We start from the raw sequence: 14,928 nt of genomic DNA on the forward strand, positions 1-14,928 counted from the left end.
GGCGAGCTCTTCGGGGGACACATTGTTTGGTTCCGCGAGTGCACGGTGTCACACTCGTTCTGACCATCCCGAGCGGCTGAGAGATCTGGCTCACTGACGCCGCAGCAACCCTGGCCTCCGCGATCCGCGGCGACAGTAGGGTGCTACTGCCAGACCGATGGAGGACATGATGAGCGTCGCCGACCTTTCCACCCCGCTGAAATTCGCCTACTGGGTGCCGAACGTCAGCGGCGGCCTCGTGGTCTCGACCATCGAGCAGCGCACCGGCTGGGACTTCGAGTACAACCGGAAGCTCGCCCGGATCGCGGAGGACGCCGGTTTCGAGTACGCCCTGTCGCAGACCCGTTACGCCGCGTCCTACGGCGCGGACAAGCAGCACGAGGCGACGTCGTTCTCCCTCGCGCTCCTCGCCGCGACCGAGAAGCTGAAGGTCATCGCCGCGGTGCACCCCGGCATGTGGCACCCGGGCGTGCTCGCGAAGTTCATCATCACCGCGGACCACATCTCCAACGGCCGTGCCGCAGTCAACATCGTCTCCGGCTGGCTCAAGGACGAGTTCGTGAACTTCGGCCTCGACTGGCTCGAGCACGACGAACGGTACGTCCGCACGGAGGAGTTCATCCGCGTGCTGCGCGGCCTGTGGACCGTGGAGGGGTACAGCCAGTCGGGGAAGTACTACGACATCACCGACTTCACGCTCAGCCCTGCGCCGGTCGACGTGCCCGGGCGTCCGCACCCCGAGATCTTCTTCGGAGGCAATTCGACGGCGGCGCAGGCCACCGCGGGCCGGGTGGCGGACTGGTACTTCTCGAACGGCAAGGACCTCGAGGGATTCAGGGAGAACATCGCAGGCGTGCGGGCCTCCGCTGCCCAGGCGGGCCGGCACCCCCGGTACGGGCTCAACGGGTTCGTCATCGCCCGAGACTCCGAGAAGGAGGCCCGGGACACGCTGCGCGAGATCGTTGCGAAGGCGCACCGCCCCGCCGTCGAGGGCTTCCGTGACGCCGTCCAGGAGGCGGGCGCGGCCACGAAGGACGGCAGGGGCATGTGGGCCGACTCCTCGTTCGAGGATCTCGTCCAGTACAACGACGGCTTCAGGACCCGGCTCATCGGCACGCCCGAGCAGATCGCCGAGCGCATCGTCGAGTACAAGAAGATCGGCGTGAATCTCCTCCTGACCTGCTACCTGCACTTCCAGGAGGAAGTCGCCGCCTTCGGCACGGACGTCCTGCCGATCGTGCGGCAGCTCGAGGCGGACGCCGCGCGCGCCGCCGGAGTCGATTTCGATCCGGACGCCACCCTCGCAACCCACGAATCCACCAAGGCAGGTATCTGATGGCAGAACGTTCCTTCGGTTTCCGCACGCGTGCCCTGCACGCCGGCGGTACCCCCGACGCCACGCACGGCGCGCGCGCCGTGCCGATCTACCAGACGACGTCGTTCGTGTTCAAGGACACCAACGACGCCGCCAACCTCTTCGCGCTCCAGAAGTACGGCAACATCTACTCGCGCATCGGCAATCCCACCGTCGCGGCGTTCGAGGAGCGCATCGCGTCCCTCGAGGGCGGCATCGGCGCGGTGGCGACGGCGTCGGGCATGAGCGCGGAGTTCATCACCTTCGCGGCGCTGTGTCAGGCGGGCGACCACATCGTCGCCGCGTCGCAGCTGTACGGCGGGACGGTCACGCAGCTCGACGTCACCCTGAGGCGCTTCGGCATCGAGACCACCTTCGTGCCCGGCACCGATCCGGCCGACTACGCCGCCGCCATCCGCGAGAACACCAAGGCCGTGTACGCCGAGGTCATCGCGAACCCCTCCGGCGAGATCGCGGACCTCGCCGGGCTGGCGAAGGTCGCGCACGACGCCGGGATCCCGTTCATCGTCGACTCGACGCTGAGCACGCCCTACCTCGTGCGGCCCATCGAGCACGGCGCCGACATCGTCATCCACTCCGCCACCAAGTTCATCGGCGGGCACGGCACCACCCTCGGCGGCGTGATCGTGGAGAGCGGACGGTTCGACTGGGGCAACGGCAAGTTCCCCATGATGACCGAGCCGGTGCCCTCCTACGGCAACATCCAGTGGTGGGCGAACTTCGGCGAGTACGGGTTCCTGACCAAGCTCCGCACCGAGCAGCTCCGCGACATCGGGCCGTCGCTCTCGCCGTCGTCGGCCTTCCAGCTCCTGCAGGGGGTGGAGACCCTGGCCCAGCGCCTCGACGAGCACCTCGAGAACGCGCAGGCCGTGGCGGAATGGCTGCAGGCCGATCCCCGCGTCGAATATGTGAACTACGCGGGACTCCCCACGCACGTCCACCACGAGCGCGCGAAGACCTACCTGCCCCAGGGACCCGGGTCGGTGTTCAGCTTCGGCGTCAAGGGCGGGCGCAAGGCCGGCCAGAAGTTCATCGAGTCGCTGCAGATCGCCTCGCACCTGGCGAACGTGGGCGACGCGCGCACGCTCGTGATCCACCCCGGCTCGACGACGCACCAGCAGCTCTCGGCCGAGCAGCTCGCCGCGGCCGGCGTCCCCGAGGACCTGGTGCGCATCTCGGTGGGCCTCGAAGACCTCGACGACATCCTGTGGGACCTCGACCAGGCGCTCGACGTCGCGGCGAACGCCTCGGACGCATCGTTCGAGGACCTCCCGCAGGAGGCAGCCGGACAGGACGACGACGACGAATCCGCAACGCGGGCAGTGGGAGTGGGAGCATGAGCGGGACAGCAGCACCGCGTACCTGGGAGGGGCCCTCGGCTCCGGAACGCCTGGCCCTGCTGAGGAACGCGCGGTCGGTGGCGATCGTCGGAGCATCGGACAAGCCCTCGCGGGCCTCCTACTTCGTGGCCACCTACCTGCAGTCCTCCTCGCCCTACCGGCTGTACTTCGTGAACCCCGTGGCGAAGGAGATCCTGGGTCAGCCGGCCTACGCGTCCCTGAAGGACCTGCCCGAGGTGCCCGACGTCGTGGACGTGTTCCGCAAGCACGACGATCTGCCCTCCGTGCTGGCGGAGACGCTCGACGTCGGCGCGAGGACGCTGTGGCTGCAGCTCGGCTCGTGGCACGAGGGGGTCGCGCGGGACGCGGAGGCCGCGGGCCTGGACGTGGTGATGGACCGCTGCATCAAGATCGAGCACGCGCGCTTCCACGGGGGGCTCAACCTCGCCGGGTTCAACACCGGCGTGATCTCCTCGAAGCGGCAGATCACCTCATAGGGCGCCTGCCCTTCCCTCCCGGCTCTCGGTTCCGATCAGTGGGAATGGTCACACGTTCCCACTGATCGGGAGCAGGCCTCGGAGACGGCGACCCTGGATCGGGGCGGGAAGCCCTGAGCCGGCGTCATTCGGCGTGGTGGTCCGTCGACTCCGCAGGCACGACGTCGGGGGCTGCGGCGTTCGTCGCCTCGAGCCCGGTCACGGCGGCCTCGGGCACGATGACGTCGGGACCGGAGACGACGTCTACACCGGAGCTGTCCTGTGCTTCAGCTTCCAACGGCTCGACGGGTTCCAACGGCAGAGCGTCCTCCGGCAGAGCGTCCTCCGGCAGAGCGTCCTCCGGCAGAGCGACTTCCGGCAGAGCGTCCTCCGGCAGAGCGACTTCCGGCAGGGTGTGGGCCGGCAGAGCGTCGGCTGGTTCGACTGGTTCGGCCGGTTCGGCCGGTTCGGCCGGTTCGGCCGGTTCGGCCGGCTCGGCCGGTTCGGCCGGTTCGGCTGGTTCGGCCGGAAGCCCCGGCGCCGGGTCCGCCGGATCGAAGAGCGCATCGGCAGGGAACAGCGCGAGCCCTTCGGCGTCCAGGGCGATCGGTGCGTCGAGGAAGAACGCGTCGGCAGGACCGGCCGGTGCGCGGAGCCACGACCTGCGGTGGTGGACAGGAGCCGGCGTGTCACCGCTGATCGTCTCCGGACCGGTGCCGGTGCTCTCCTTCGGCACGCTTCTGTCCCGGCCCTGGCCGGGCGTGACCTGACCCCGCGTGACCTGGCCGGGCTTGACCTGATCCCGCGTGACCTGTCCGGGCTTGACCTGACCCCGCGTGACCTGTCCGGGCTTGACCTGACCCCGCGTGACCTGGCCGGGCGTGACCTGGCCCCGCGTGACCGGACCGGGCTTGACCTGGCCCGGCGTGACCGGACCGGGCTTGGCCTGGCCCGGCGTGACCGGACCGGACTTCTCCTGGACGGGCCGGGGCGGGGTCGAGCGCTGCCCGAGCATGCCCTGGCCCGACCGACCCTGACCGGCCCGCGCCTGATCGGGTCGGCCGGTCGCGCCCGGCGCCGTTCCCGTCGCGGGTGGCGTCACCGGGACCGCGCGCGGCTGCGGCCCATCCGGCGCAGGGGTCGCGGGGTCTGCTGGGAACGCCGTGCCGGCCGGTGGCCGGGCTTCCGGTGCGACGGGCGGCGCCGTCGGGGCAGCGGCAGCGACGCCCGCATCGGGCCACGCGGGAGCGGGAGCCGGTGCGGGGAGACCGCCGGCGTCCGCAGAGGCGGACGACGCCGGAGCGTGGGCGTGAGTGGGCGCCCCCGGGACAGCGGTGGGAACATGCCGTCGGCCCGCGTCGGCGAGCGGTCCCGGGGCGGGCTCGGCCCGGTCGACGTCATCGCGGACGGTGAAGCGGGTGATGGAGACGACGGCGTCGTCGAACCCGTCGCGGAGATGGAGCGTCCCCGCCGCGACCCCGGACATGCCCGCACCCATGGACACCGCGAGGGCACCACCGATGAACGTGATGCGGCGCTTGTTCCGGCGGCTCTGCGGCGCCCTGCCGCCGTCGGCCATGAGCTGCGCGAGCTCGGCGGAGGCGTCCGGTGCGGACCGCTCGTTCAGCGCCGCGATGCTCCGGACGGCGTGGACGAGCGCCGGGTCCTCGGCGATGCCCGCCTCCTCGAGGATGCGCGGCACGGAGTCCGGCGACGGCGTTTGGCGTCCAGTCATTGTGCATCCGATTCGTTGGGGTGTACGAGTTCCTTCAGCTTGAGCAGTCCCCGCCGCTGCAGCTGCTTGACCGATCCTGCCGACCTGCCGAGGATCTCCGCGACCTGCTCGATCGGCAGTTCGGCCACGATGCGCAGCAGGAGCACGTCGCGCTGCTCCGCATTGAGCTGTGCCAGCATGCCCGTGGCCTCTCCGGCATCGAGGTTCCCCAGCGCCACCATCTCCGCCGACTCGACGGTGCGCGTGTCGCCGTCGGCCTCGTAGCCCACGAGGACCGGTGCCCGCACCTTCCTCCGCACCTCGTCCACGTGCCGGGCGTGCGCCACCGAGAAGGTGAAGGTGCGCAGCCCCCGCAGCCCGCCGGAGACGGAGTCGAGTTTCGAGAAGACCGTGAGGAAGACCTCCTGCGTGAGTGCCTCCGGGTCCTCAGTGCCCCGGCCCGCGAAATAGCCGAGCACGCTCGGACTCAGTTCCTGGTAGATCAGTGAGAGTGCCGCAGGTTCTCCGGCCCGTGCGCGGTCGAGCGCATCATCAGGCAGCGGTGGGACCACGGTGTCTTTTCCTTGCTCGAGCGGGGCGGCGTGACCATCGTAACCGTTGGCCTCGACCGTCCTGCCGCGGGACGCACCTGTGCCGCGACACGAAAAGGCCGCACCGAGGCCCGTTGGGGGATAAGCCTCGGTGCGGCGCTTACATCTGGGTAATCGACCGGAGGGACGCAAAAGTTACGCCGCCGCCGGAATTTCTTCCGGCGTCCTCCCGGCCCTACTTCAGGGCGCTCGAGGCGCGGCGCTTGTTGAAGACGTCGAAGCCGACGGCCAACAGGAGCACCATGCCCTTGATGAACTGCTGGACGTCGATGCCGACGCCGAGCAGCGACATCCCGTTGTTGAGCACGCCCATGATCAGGCCGCCCGTGATGGCCCCGATCACGGTGCCCACGCCGCCTGTGACGGCCGCTCCGCCGATGAATGCCGCGGCGATGGCGTCGAGCTCGAAGAGGTTTCCCGCCCCTGGGCCGGCCGAGTTGAGGCGACCGGTGAAGATGAGCCCCGCCAGGGCTGCGAGCACACCCATGTTGACGAAGAGCATGAAGTCGATGCGCTTGGTGTTGACCCCCGAGAGCTGTGCAGCCTGCAGGTTCCCACCGCGGGCGTACACGTGGCGGCCGAACACGCTGTTGCTCATGACCAGGCTGTAGGCGACGATCAGGACGCCGAGGACTACGAGCACGATCGGCGTACCGCTGCGCGAGCCGGCCAGCAGGTAGGTCAGGCCCAGGATGATGGCGGCGATGAAGGCGAGCTTGGTGAAGAACCAGGCCGCGGGCTCGTCCTCGAGCTTGAGGCGGGCGCGGGTGGCGCGCCCACGGAGCTGGCTGGCGACGAGGAGGACGACGGCGAGGACGCCGAGGGCCACCGTGGTCCAGTCGAGGAGGTTCGTCTCCGGCGGGAAGAGCCCGGGGAAGAGGAAGCCGCCGCCGAGCTGGCGGTACTCCTCCGGGAACCCCGTGATGCGCTGGTTCTCGAGCACGATCTGCGTGAGGCCGCGGAACACGAGCATGCCTGCGAGCGTCACGATGAAGGCGGGGATGCCCACGTAGGCCACCCAGAAGCCCTGCCACGCGCCGACGAGCCCGCCGATCACGAGCGAAGCGATGAACGCCACCCACCAGGTGAAGCCCCAGTCCTGGATCATGATGCCGGACATCGCGCCGACGAAGGCCGCCACGGACCCGACGGACAGGTCGATGTGCCCGGCGACGATGATCATGACCATGCCGATGGCCAGGAGCAGGATGTAGCTGTTCTGCACGATGATGTTCGAGACGTTGTCCGGCATGAGCAGCGCGCCCCCGGTCAGCACCTGGAACAGGGCGACGATGACGATGAGCGCTACGAAGATGCCGATCTGCCGCAGCCGGCTCGTGAGGAAGGCCAGCCCGTGCTTGACGGGAGGCGGAGGTGCGGTCACTGCGGGGTCTTTGACGGTGGTAGCCATGGAATCAGTCCTTTTCCTTGGTCATGTACTGCATGAGGAGTTCCGGGGTCGCCTGCCCGATGGGCACCTCCGCGGTGATGCGGCCTTCGGCGAGGGTGTAGATGCGATCACAGATGCCGAGGAGCTCGGGCAGCTCGGAGGAGATGACGATCACCGCCTTCCCCTCTGCGGCGAGGCGGTTGATGATCGTGTAGATCTCGTACTTGGCGCCGACGTCGATCCCGCGTGTGGGCTCGTCGAGGATCAGGACATCGGGGTCCGAGAACATCCACTTGGAGAGCACCACCTTCTGCTGGTTGCCGCCGGAGAGCTTCCCCGTGATCGCGGCGACGGAGGGCGCCTTGATGTTCATGGACATCCGGTAGTCGCCCGCGACCACGGCCTCCCGGCCGCCGTCCACCCAGCCGCGCTTCGCGAGCTTGCCGAGCGCGGCACCGGAGATGTTCCGCTTGATGTCGTCGATCAGGTTCAGCCCGTACCGCTTGCGGTCCTCCGTGGCGTACGCGATGCCGTGCCGGATCGCCTCGCCCACGGTGCGCGTGGTGATCGGGGTCCCGTTCTTGTAGAGGGTGCCCGTGATGTGCGAGCCGTAGCTGCGCCCGAAGATGCTCATGGCGAGCTCGGTCCGCCCGGCACCCATGAGACCGGCGATACCGACCACCTCACCGGCACGGACCGAGAGGTTCGCGGCGTCGACGACCACGCGCGCGCTCTCCTGCGGGTGGTGCACCGTCCAGTCCTCGACGCGGAGGACCTCCTCGCCGATGACCGGCGTGCGCTCGGGGTAGCGGCTCTCCATGTCGCGCCCCACCATGCCCCTGATGATGCGCTCCTCCGTCACCGAGCCGTCGTGGAGGCTCAGTGTCTCGATGGTGCGCCCGTCGCGGAGGATGGTCACCGAGTCCGCGATGGCCCGGATCTCGTTGAGCTTGTGGCTGATGATGATGCAGGTGATGCCCTCGGCCCGCAGGCCCTTGACGAGCCCGAGGAGGTGCGCGGAGTCCTCGTCGTTCAGGGCCGCGGTGGGTTCGTCGAGGATCAGCAGCTTGACGTTCTTCGACAGCGCCTTGGCGATCTCCACGAGCTGCTGCTTGCCGACGCCGATGTCACCGGCGCGGACCACCGGGTTGAGGTCCAGGCCCACGCGGCGGAGCAGCTTGGCCGCCTCGACATTGGTCTCGTTCCAGTTGATGAACCCGCGCTTCTCCCGCTCGTTGCCGAGGAAGATGTTCTCCGCGACGGACAGGTACGGGGACAGTGCCAGTTCCTGGTGGATGATGACGATCCCGTCGCGCTCGCTGTCGCGGATGTCCTTGAACTCGACGACACCGCCCTCGAATTCGATGTCGCCGTCGTACGTGCCGTGCGGGTAGACCCCGGACAGCACCTTCATGAGGGTCGACTTCCCGGCCCCGTTCTCCCCGCAGATCGCATGGACTTCTCCGCGCTCGACGTCGAGATTGACGTCCTGCAGTGCCTTCACGCCTGGGAAGGTCTTGGTGATGCGGCGCATCCGAAGGATGTTCTCCGCCATGGTGGAGCCTCGCTTACTTGAGTGGAAGTCCCGGCAGGGCCGGGCGAGGTACAGCGCCTGTGGCTCCGGACCAGGAACGGTCCGGAGCCACAGGCATCAGGGGTGCTGCGGGACGGCTACTTGAGCTCGTCCTCGGTGTAGTACTCGGTCTCGACGAGCGCGGCCTCGTAGTTGTCGACCGTGACGATCTGCGACTCGAGGAGGTAGGACGGGACGACCTTGACGCCGTTGTCGTACGTCTCGGTGTCGTTCACCTCGGGCTCCTCGCCCTTCATGAGGGCGTCGACCATGGTGACGGCCTGCTTGCCGAGCTCGCGGACGTCCTTGAAGATCGTGGAGTACTGCTCGCCGGCGATGATGGACTTCACCGAACCCACCTCGGCGTCCTGACCCGTGACGACGGGCAGCTCGTCGGTGGCGTAGCCGCCGGAGGTCAGCGCCGAGATGATCCCGATGGACAGACCGTCGTACGGGGAGAGCACACCCTCGAGGCGCTCGCCGCCGCCGACGGTGAGCAGGTCCTCCATGCGGTCCTGGGCCGTGTCGGGCAGCCAGCGGAGGATGGCCGCCTGCTCGAAGTCGGTCTGCCCGCTGGGTACGCGGAGCACACCGCTGTCGAGGTAGGGCTGCAGGGTCTTCATGGCGCCGTCCCAGAAGAACGTCGCGTTGTTGTCGTCGGGGCTGCCGGCGAAGAGCTCGACGTCGAACGGACCGGCCGCGCCGGTCTCCTTGCCCTCGGCGTCGAGGATGCCGAGGCCCGTCAGCAGCGAGGTGGCCTGCTGGACGCCGACCTCCTCGTTGTCGAAGGTGGTGTAGTAGTCGACGGTGTCGGACTCGTTGATGAGGCGGTCGTAGGCGATGACCGGGATGTCCTGCGACTCGGCCTGGTCGAGGACGCTCGTGAGCGTGGTGCCGTCGATCGACGCGACGACGAGGGCCTTCACGCCGCCGTTGATCATGTTCTCGATCTGGCTGACCTGCGTGGGGATGTCGTCGTTGGCGAACTGGAGGTCCACCTCGTAGCCGAGGTCCTCGAGCTGGCTCTTGACGTTCTCGCCGTCGGCGATCCAGCGCTCGGACTGCTGCGTCGGCATGGCCACGCCGATCTTGGCACCCTCGTTGGACCCGCCCTCGGCGGCGGCGTCGCCGCCGCCCCTGCTGCCACCGCATGCGGTGAGGCTGAGGGTCAGGATGCTGGCGGCCGCGATGCCGGCCAGGTATTTCCGATTCATGGTGGAACTTTCTTGTGAGTGGTTTCCGGCGGCAGTGCCGGCTTTCGGGGAGTGGCTCCTACAGTTTCTGCGCCAGCCGATAATAGGCCGCGTTCCAGCGGAGTTCGCGCTGGAAGTCCCGCAGCTTCGTGTCGGCGTCGATCCGCAGCAGTTCGACCTCGGCGATGTCCGCGAAGTCCTCGAAGACCTCGAGGCCCACCGCGGTGGTGAGGACGGTGTGGTGCGCGGCGCCGGCGCTCAGCCAGGCTGCCGCGGAGGTCTCGAGGCTCGGCTCCGGCTTCCACACTGCGCGCGCGACCGGCAGGTTGGGGAGCGAGGCGTCCGGCGGGACGATCTCGACGGCATTGGCGGTCAGGCGGAAGCGGTCCCGCATGTCCGACATCGCGACGACGACGCCGGCACCGGAATCGGTGTCGAACACGAGCCGCACGGGGTCCTCCTTGCCGCCGATCCCCAGCGGGTGCACCTCGAGGGTGGGCTTCGACGTGGTCAGGGTGGGGCAGATCTCGAGCATGTGCGCCCCGAGGATCTTCTCCTCCCCCGGAACCAGGTGGTACGTGTAGTCCTCCATGAGGGAGGCCCCGCCGGGCAGCCCCGCACCCATGACCTTCGCGGCCCGCACCAGGACGGCGGTCTTCCAGTCGCCCTCGGCACCGAACCCGTAGCCACGGGCCATGAGCCGCTGGACGGCGAGGCCGGGCAGCTGCCGCAGCGCCCCGAGGTCCTCGAAGTTCGTGGTGAAGGCGCCGAAGCCGCCCTCCTCCAGGAAGGACAGCAGGCCGAGTTCCTGCCGGGCGCCGTAGCGCAGCGACTCGTGGCGCTCGCCGCCGCGGCGGAGTTCGGGGACGACGTCGTACGTCTCCTCGTACTCGGCCACGAGGGCATCGACGTCGTCCTCCGACTGCGCCTCGACGGCGGCGACGAGGTCGTTGACGCCCCACGTGTTGATCGAGACGCCGAACCGGAGCTCGGCCTCGGTCTTGTCACCCTCGGTCACCGCGACGTTGCGCATGTTGTCGCCGAAGCGCGCGACCTTGAGCTCGTGGACGGCGGCCCACCCGGCGGCGGCGCGCTGCCACGTGGCGACCTTCGCGCAGACGTCGGGGCTGGAGACGTGCCCGACGACGGTCTTCCGCGGCACGCCGAGGCGCGACTGGATGTACCCGAACTCGCGGTCGCCGTGGGCGGCCTGGTTGAGGTTCATGAAGTCGAAGTCGATCTCGCCCCACGGGAGGGCCACGTTGATCTGCGTGTGCAGGTGCAGCAGCGGCTTGCGCAGCGCGTCGAGGCCCGCGATCCACATCTTCGCCGGGCTGAACGTGTGCATCCAGGCGATCACGCCGATAGCGTTGTCCGCCGCGTTGACCTCGAGCGCCATCCGCCGGATCGAGGCGGAGTCCTTGAGCGTCGGCTTCCAGACGACCTTCACGGGCAGGCCGGCGTCGCCGAGCATCCGTACGATCTCCTGGGACTGCTCCGCGACCTGCTGCAGGGTCTCCTCGCCGTAGAGGTCCTGGCTGCCGGTGAGGAACCAGACTTCGTAGGCGTCGAGGGTGGTGCTGAGGGGGCTCATGCAGGGGCTCCTGGGGTCGATGACTGACCGTACACGTTCTGGTACCGGTCGAAAAGGGAGTCGATGTGCTCGGCCTGGATGCCGGCGGGCGCGCCGAGCTGGCGGGAGATGTGGACGGTGCGGGCGACGTCCTCGAGCATGACCGCGGCCTTGACGGCGTCCTTCGCGTCCCTGCCGATGGTGAAGGGGCCATGGCTCTTCATGAGGACCCCGCGGGAGCGGTGCCCGGTGAGGGTCTCGACGATGCCGCGGCCGATCGAGTCGTCTCCGATGATCGCGAACGGACCGACCGGGATCTCCCCGCCGAACTCGTCGGCCATGGCGGTGATGACGCACGGGATGGGCTCGCCGCGGGCGGCCCAGGCGACGGCATAGGTGGAGTGTGTGTGCACCACGCCGCCGACGTCGGGCATGTGGCGGTACACGTAGGCGTGCGCCGCGGTGTCGCTCGAGGGCGAGCGCTCGGATCCGGGTGTCCCGTCGATGACGTTGCCGCCGAGGTCGCAGAGGATCTGGTTCTCCGGCGTCAGCTCGTCGTAACTGACGCCGGAGGGCTTGATGACGAACAGGTCGGCGCCGGGCACGCGGCCGGAGACGTTGCCGCCGGTCCAGACCACGAGTCCGTAGCGCACGAGTCCGGCGTGCAGGGCGGCGACGTCCTCGCGGACCGCCGCGATGGCGGCCTCCACGTCGGGGGTGAACCGGCTCATGCGGACACCGCCTGCTGTGCAGGAGCGGTCCGGGCCGAGCGGCGCAGGGCCTTGAGCCGGTGCATGACGTCGTTGGCGCCGCGGCCGAAGTAGTCATGGAGCTGCGTGTACTCGCGGTAGAGGGCGTCGTACGCCTCGGCGCGCTCCGGGTCGGGGATGTACGCGGCGCGGTCCAGCCGACCCATCGCGGCGGCGGCGGCGTGGATGTCCTCGTAGGCTCCCGCCGCGACGGCGGCGTGGATCGCGGACCCGAGGGCAGGGCCCTGGGAACTGCCGATCACGGAGATGGGCATGTTCAGCACGTCGGCGTAGACCTGCATCAGGAACGGGTTGCGGATGAGCCCGCCCGCGGCCACGAACTCGGTCACGGGGACGTCCGAGGCGTTGAAGGTCTCGACGATCTTCCGTGTGCCGAACGCCGTCGATTCCAGCAGGGCGCGGTAGACCTCGTGGGGCTTGGTGGCGAGGGTGAGGCCCACGATGGTGCCGGAGAGCTCGTGGTCCACGAGGACCGAGCGGTTGCCGGAGTGCCAGTCCAGGGCCACCAGGCCGTGGGCCCCGACGGGCTCGGTCTGCGCCTGCTCGGTCAGGTACTCGTGCACGCTCAGGCCCCGGGCGGTGGCGGCGTCCTTGATCTCCCCGGGTACCTGGTTCGCGACGAACCACGCGAAGATGTCACCGACGCCGGACTGGCCGGCCTCGTAGCCGTAGAAGCCGGCCACGATCCCGCCGTCCACCACGCCGCACATGCCGGGCACCTCGGCGAGGCGGTCGGAGTTCATGACGTGGCACGTGGAGGTGCCCATGATGGCGACCATCTGGCCGGGGTCGGTGGCCTGCGCGGCGGGCGACGTGACGTGCGCGTCCACGTTCCCGACGGCGACGGCGATGCCGGCGGGCAGCCCGGTCCAGCCGGCGGCCTCCTCGGACAGGGAGCCTGCCCTCGACGCGAGGGCGCCGATGGTGTGCTCCACCTTCTCGCGGGCGAACCCGGCGAAATCGGGGTTGAGCGCGGCGAGGAACTCGTCCGACGGGTAGGCGCCGTCCTGGTAGATGCCCTTGTACCCGGCGGTGCAGGCGTTCCGCACGTACTGCCCCGTCAGCTGCCAGACGATCCAGTCGGCCGCCTCGACCCAGTGGTCCATGAGGTCGTACAGCTCGCGGTCCTCCTCGAGCAGCTGGAGCCCCTTCGCGAACTCCCACTCGCTCGAGATCAGCCCGCCGTAGCGGGGCAGCCAGGCCTCGCCCCGTTCGGCGGCGAGTTCGTTGATCCGGTTGGCCTGGCCCTGCGCGGCGTGGTGCTTCCACAGCTTCACGTAGGCGTGCGGACGCCCCTCGTAGCCCGGCACCTCGTTGAGCGGCGTGCCGTCGGCGAGGGTGGGCACCATGGTGCAGGCCGTGAAGTCGGTGGCGATGCCGATGACATCGTGCGGGTCGATGCCCGCCTCCCGCACGGCGGCCGGGACGGCCGTGCGGAGCACGTCCACGTAGTCGGAGGGCACCTGGAGGGCCCAATCGGGCGGGAGCTGCTCGCCCGTGGCGGCGAGCGTGGAGTCCATGACGGCGTGCGGGTACTCGAGCGTCGAGGCGCCGAGTTCGGCGCCGTCGGAGACGCGGACGACGACGGCACGCCCGGAGAGGGTGCCGTAGTCGACGCCGATGACGTAGGTGGGCCGGCCGGTCGGTCCGGCAGTTGCGCCCGGGATGGAGTCACTCAAGGGAAGGACCTCTTCGTTCTTCTCGAGACCGCAAAGCAGTGCTCTGGTGGATCGTCGATGCTCGCAGTCATGTGACCGTTCACATTCGCGGACACCAGTGTAGGCGCGAAGTGGTGGTGCGTGTCAACGATCGGGCGGGACAACCCCCGCGGTCACGGCGCCGCAGGCGCCGTGGAGGCCCGGACCACCAGCTCCGGGACGACGTCCCGCGCCGCACCCGCGGGTGGTCCCTGTGCGCCCGACCGGGCCGTGTCCTCGCCGATGAGACCCAGCAGGCGTGCCACGCAACGCCTGCCCAGCTCCGGGAAGTTCTGCCGGACGGTCGTCAGGGGCGGCCAGTAGTGCGCGGCCTCCGGGACGTCGTCGAACCCCACCACGCTGATGTCCCGGGGCGCGTGGCGTCCGTGCTCGCGGAACGCGTGGAGGAGTCCGAGTGCCATCTGGTCGTTCGACGAGAAGACGGCGGTGACGCCCGGGTCCCCCACCAGGGCGAGTCCCGCACGGTAGCCCGACTCCGCCGTCCAGTCCCCGGAGAGCAGCGCTTCCGGCCGGCTCCCCCAGGCCTCCATCTCACCGCGGTATCCCCGCACGCGCGCCTCGGTCTCGAACCAGCCGTCGGGGCCCGAGATGTGCGCGATCCGCCGGTGCCCGAGCTCGAGCAGGTGGCGCGTCGCGAGGGCGGCCCCGCCCGACTGGTCCACGGAGAGTCGGTGGTCGTCGTACGCCCGGGCGGAGTGGACCGTCACGAACGGCAGCGTGATGGAGAGTCGCTCGATCTCCGCGAGCGTCTGCGTCTGCGGCGCCAGGATGATCAGGCCGTCCACGTTGTGCGCCAGGAGGCGGTCCAGCGCTGCGCGGATCGAGCCGCCCTCAGCGTCGTCGAGGTGCGCGACGTCGAGGGCGTACCCCGCCACGCGGGCCGCACTGTCGATGGCCTGCAGGCTCGCGGCCGGACCGTACTCGAAGCCCTTGCTCACGAGCACGCCCACGGTGGTGGACCGGCTCGTCACGAGGGCCCGCGCGGCACGGTTGGGGCGGAAGCTGAGCTCGTCCATGGCCGCCAGCACGCGGTCGCGGGTCTCCACGCGGAGGCTCGGATGCCCGTTGATCACCCGCGAGACCGTCTGGTGGGAGACGCCGGCCCGGCGCGCCACATCACGGATGTTGGCGGCACGGCCCGGCTCCGTCGGCCGGCTGCGCCGCCCCGTGGCGGGGCCGGTCGCCGCGGCGTCCT

Annotated in this window: 12 protein-coding genes and 1 riboswitch; of the genes, 3 read left to right on the forward strand and 9 right to left on the reverse strand. The window is 69.6% G+C overall.

Annotated elements, in window-relative coordinates; genetic code table 11:
* Positions 1–60 precede the first annotated feature (60 nt).
* Positions 61–164, forward strand: a riboswitch (SAM riboswitch).
* 5 nt (positions 165–169) lie between these two features.
* The 3 genes from sfnG to AC4D2O_RS01075 are packed head-to-tail and all read left to right on the forward strand — an operon-like array spanning position 170 to position 3,212.
* Positions 170–1,336 (forward strand): dimethylsulfone monooxygenase SfnG, encoded by a 1,167-nt coding sequence (gene sfnG, locus AC4D2O_RS01065; RefSeq protein WP_490904672.1) that lies wholly within the window; start codon positions 170–172, stop codon positions 1,334–1,336.
* Positions 1,336–2,715, forward strand: coding sequence for an O-acetylhomoserine aminocarboxypropyltransferase/cysteine synthase family protein (locus AC4D2O_RS01070; protein WP_490904674.1), 1,380 nt, complete (start codon positions 1,336–1,338; stop codon positions 2,713–2,715). The genes sfnG and AC4D2O_RS01070 overlap by 1 nt, the downstream gene beginning before the upstream one ends.
* Positions 2,712–3,212, forward strand: coding sequence for a CoA-binding protein (locus AC4D2O_RS01075; protein WP_490904675.1), 501 nt, complete (start codon positions 2,712–2,714; stop codon positions 3,210–3,212). The genes AC4D2O_RS01070 and AC4D2O_RS01075 overlap by 4 nt, the downstream gene beginning before the upstream one ends.
* A 124-nt stretch (positions 3,213–3,336) precedes the next feature.
* Here the strand turns inward: AC4D2O_RS01075 and AC4D2O_RS01080 are convergent, their stop codons facing one another.
* The 9 genes from AC4D2O_RS01080 to AC4D2O_RS01120 form a co-directional block, all read right to left on the reverse strand.
* On the reverse strand, positions 3,337–4,926 hold the full coding sequence (locus tag AC4D2O_RS01080) for a hypothetical protein (protein WP_490904677.1): 1,590 nt from the start codon (positions 4,924–4,926) through the stop codon (positions 3,337–3,339).
* Entirely contained in the window at positions 4,923–5,477 is a 555-nt protein-coding gene (locus AC4D2O_RS01085; RefSeq protein WP_490904678.1) for an RNA polymerase sigma factor, read from the reverse strand. Before AC4D2O_RS01085 ends, AC4D2O_RS01080 begins: the two co-directional genes overlap by 4 nt.
* A gap of 214 nt (positions 5,478–5,691) precedes the next feature.
* Positions 5,692–6,927, reverse strand: a complete 1,236-nt coding sequence (gene mmsB, locus AC4D2O_RS01090; protein ID WP_490904679.1) for a multiple monosaccharide ABC transporter permease — start codon at positions 6,925–6,927, stop codon at positions 5,692–5,694.
* 4 nt (positions 6,928–6,931) lie between these two features.
* On the reverse strand, positions 6,932–8,461 hold the full coding sequence (gene mmsA / locus AC4D2O_RS01095; protein WP_490904680.1) for a multiple monosaccharide ABC transporter ATP-binding protein: 1,530 nt from the start codon (positions 8,459–8,461) through the stop codon (positions 6,932–6,934).
* 116 nt (positions 8,462–8,577) lie between these two features.
* Entirely contained in the window at positions 8,578–9,693 is a 1,116-nt protein-coding gene (gene chvE, locus AC4D2O_RS01100) for a multiple monosaccharide ABC transporter substrate-binding protein (RefSeq protein WP_490904681.1), read from the reverse strand.
* Positions 9,694–9,751: 58 nt separating this feature from the next.
* Positions 9,752–11,266 (reverse strand): L-arabinose isomerase, encoded by a 1,515-nt coding sequence (gene araA / locus AC4D2O_RS01105; protein WP_490904682.1) that lies wholly within the window; start codon positions 11,264–11,266, stop codon positions 9,752–9,754.
* Complete coding sequence (locus AC4D2O_RS01110) at positions 11,263–11,976, reverse strand: L-ribulose-5-phosphate 4-epimerase (protein WP_490904683.1); 714 nt, start codon at positions 11,974–11,976, stop codon at positions 11,263–11,265. The genes araA and AC4D2O_RS01110 overlap by 4 nt, the downstream gene beginning before the upstream one ends.
* Entirely contained in the window at positions 11,973–13,694 is a 1,722-nt protein-coding gene (gene araB / locus AC4D2O_RS01115) for a ribulokinase (protein WP_490904684.1), read from the reverse strand. The genes AC4D2O_RS01110 and araB overlap by 4 nt, the downstream gene beginning before the upstream one ends.
* A gap of 152 nt (positions 13,695–13,846) precedes the next feature.
* Positions 13,847–14,857, reverse strand: coding sequence for a LacI family DNA-binding transcriptional regulator (locus AC4D2O_RS01120; RefSeq protein WP_490905163.1), 1,011 nt, complete (start codon positions 14,855–14,857; stop codon positions 13,847–13,849).
* Positions 14,858–14,928: the final 71 nt, after the last annotated feature.

The sequence above is a fragment of the Arthrobacter sp. TJ-238 genome (assembly GCF_058269215.1).

Excerpts from the sequence above, each read along its gene's own strand:
- sfnG (WP_490904672.1), top strand. The coding sequence starts at position 170 with ATGAGCGTCGCCGACCTTTCCACCCCGCTGAAATTCGCCTACTGGGTG.
- AC4D2O_RS01070 (WP_490904674.1), top strand. The coding sequence starts at position 1,336 with ATGGCAGAACGTTCCTTCGGTTTCCGCACGCGTGCCCTGCACGCCGGC.
- AC4D2O_RS01075 (WP_490904675.1), top strand. The coding sequence starts at position 2,712 with ATGAGCGGGACAGCAGCACCGCGTACCTGGGAGGGGCCCTCGGCTCCG.
- AC4D2O_RS01080 (WP_490904677.1), bottom strand. The coding sequence starts at position 4,926 with ATGACTGGACGCCAAACGCCGTCGCCGGACTCCGTGCCGCGCATCCTC.
- mmsB (WP_490904679.1), bottom strand. The coding sequence starts at position 6,927 with ATGGCTACCACCGTCAAAGACCCCGCAGTGACCGCACCTCCGCCTCCC.
- mmsA (WP_490904680.1), bottom strand. The coding sequence starts at position 8,461 with ATGGCGGAGAACATCCTTCGGATGCGCCGCATCACCAAGACCTTCCCA.
- chvE (WP_490904681.1), bottom strand. The coding sequence starts at position 9,693 with ATGAATCGGAAATACCTGGCCGGCATCGCGGCCGCCAGCATCCTGACC.
- araA (WP_490904682.1), bottom strand. The coding sequence starts at position 11,266 with ATGAGCCCCCTCAGCACCACCCTCGACGCCTACGAAGTCTGGTTCCTC.
- AC4D2O_RS01110 (WP_490904683.1), bottom strand. The coding sequence starts at position 11,976 with ATGAGCCGGTTCACCCCCGACGTGGAGGCCGCCATCGCGGCGGTCCGC.